Genomic DNA, 2,410 nt, shown 5'->3' on the forward strand with positions numbered 1-2,410 from the left:
CTCCCGCCCTTTGCCCCCCATTCGTGGAGCAGGACGCGGCCCCCTTTACATCCGCCGCCCCCTTGGGCAAAATAACTCTTTTGGCATCAATCGCCCCCAGGCAGCCCCCGTGAGGAGAAACAGCCATGCCCAGACATTTCCTGAACATCCTGGACCTGACCAAGGACGAGGCGCGCACCGTGCTGCACCGGGCCAAGGCCCTGAAGGATGGCGACGTCCGCACCTCCATGCTCGACGGCAAGACCGTCATCCTCATCTTTGAGAAAGCCTCCACGCGCACCCGCGTGTCCTTTGAGGTCGCCGTGCGCCACCTGGGCGGGCAGACCGTGTTCCTCACGCCCCACGAATCGCAGCTGGGCCGCAACGAGCCCCTGAAGGACACCGCTCGCGTGCTTTCCCGCTACGCCGATGCCCTCGTGGTGCGTACCTTCGGCCAGGAGAAGCTGGACACCCTGGTGGAATGGGGCAGCATTCCCGTGGTCAACGCCCTCACCGATGAGCATCACCCCTGCCAGGTGATGAGCGACGTGCTGACCATGTACGAGCGCACACCGGACCTGGCTCCGCTCAAGGTGGGCTGGATAGGCGACGGCAACAACATGGCCCATTCCTGGATCGAGGCCGCGGCCCAGTTCGGTTTCGAGCTGACCCTGGCCTGCCCCTCCGGCTACACCCCGGATATGGACATCCTGGCCAAGGCCAAGGCCCAGGGCGCGCGCATCACCCTGACTGAGGATCCGGCCGCGGCCGCCAAAGACGCGGATTACCTGAACACCGACGTCTGGGCCTCCATGGGACAGGAGGCTGAACAGCTGCGCCGCGAGGCCGCCTTCGAGGGCTACCAGCTGAACCATGCCCTCATGGCCCTGGCCAAGCCCGGCTGCAAGGTCATGCATTGCCTGCCCGCGCACCGGGGCGAGGAGATCTCCGACGAGGTCTTTGAAGCCAATGCGGACATGATTTTCGACGAGGCCGAGAACCGCCTGCACATGCAGAAGGCCATTCTCGAATGGGTCTTCGGGGCCCTGTAACCACACGCACAGCGGAGAACGCCAATGAGTTCCATCAAGAAAGTCGTGCTCGCCTATTCCGGCGGCCTGGATACCTCCATCATCCTCAAGTGGATCAAGAACACCTACGATTGCGAGGTCATCACCTTCACCGCCGATCTCGGCCAGGGCGAAGAGCTGGACGGCGTGGAGGCCAAGGCGCTTTCCACCGGCGCCACCAAAGCCTACGTGGAGGACATCCGCGAGGAGTACGCCCGCGATTTCGTCTACCCCATGCTGCGCGCCGCCGCCCTGTACGAGGGCCGCTATCTGCTCGGCACCTCCATCGCCCGGCCGCTTATCGCCAAGCGCATGTGCGAGATTGCCGAGGCCGAGGGCGCCCAGGCCGTGGCCCACGGCGCCACGGGCAAGGGCAACGACCAGGTGCGCTTCGAGCTCACCGCCATGGCGCTGGCCCCCAAGCTCAAGACCATCGCCCCCTGGCGCGACTGGGACATGAAGTCCCGCACGGATCTGATCGCCTACGCCGAGAAGCACGGCATCCCGGTGCCTGTCACCCAGGCCAAGCCCTGGAGCCAGGACGCCAACCTGCTGCACGTCTCCTTCGAGGGCGGCGAGCTGGAAGACCCCTGGAATGAGCCCGCCAAGGGCTGTCACCGCTACTGCGTGCCGGTGGAAGACGCCCCGGACAAGGCCGAGGAGATCACCCTCGACTTCGAGGCCGGCAACGCCGTGGCCCTGAACGGCAAGCCCCTCACCCCGGCCCAGATGGTCCTCACCCTGAACGAGATCGCCGGCCGCCACGGCATCGGCCGCGTCGACATGGTCGAGAACCGCTTCGTGGGCATGAAGTCGCGCGGCGTCTACGAGACCCCGGGCGGCACCGTGCTGCACATCGCCAAGCGCGACCTTGAGGGCCTGTGCCTGGACCGCGAGGTCATGCACCTGCGCGATTCGCTCATCCCGCGCTACGCCGAAATGGTCTACTACGGCTACTGGTTCGCGCCCGAGCGCGAGGCCTTGCAGGCCCTGGTCGACAAGACTCAGGAGAAGGTCACCGGCACCGTTCGCGTGAAGCTCTACAAGGGCAACGCCATCCCCGTGGGCCGCAAGTCGCCGTTCTCGCTCTACCGCATGGACCTCGCCACCTTCGAGGAGGACGAGGTCTACAACCAGGCCGACGCCGCGGGCTTCATCAAGCTCGTGGGCCTGCGCCTGAAGGGCCGCATGGCCGGTAAATAGAAGAGAATCAGGGGCGCCGCCCCTGATCCCGCAAGGGGGGACACCCCCCCCTTGACCCCGTATGCCGCCTGATTCGCGCGGCCATGGCCGCGTGAGTCAGGCGGCATGAGGGTTCCAAGGGGAATTATTCCCCTTGGCGGAGGGGGGCCGGGGGAGGC

At 66.0% G+C, this 2,410-nt stretch carries 2 protein-coding genes; both read left to right on the forward strand.

Annotated features, from left to right (window positions below; translation table 11 throughout):
* Nucleotides 1-125 precede the first annotated feature (125 nt).
* Entirely contained in the window at nucleotides 126-1,031 is a 906-nt protein-coding gene (gene argF, locus VN419_RS12290; RefSeq protein ID WP_325647516.1) for an ornithine carbamoyltransferase, read from the forward strand.
* Nucleotides 1,032-1,055: 24 nt separating this feature from the next.
* Nucleotides 1,056-2,252 (forward strand): argininosuccinate synthase, encoded by a 1,197-nt coding sequence (locus VN419_RS12295; RefSeq protein ID WP_325647517.1) that lies wholly within the window; start codon nucleotides 1,056-1,058, stop codon nucleotides 2,250-2,252.
* Nucleotides 2,253-2,410: the final 158 nt, after the last annotated feature.

The sequence above is a fragment of the Humidesulfovibrio sp. genome (assembly GCF_035560995.1).
Taxonomy (GTDB): Bacteria; Desulfobacterota; Desulfovibrionia; order Desulfovibrionales; family Desulfovibrionaceae; genus Humidesulfovibrio.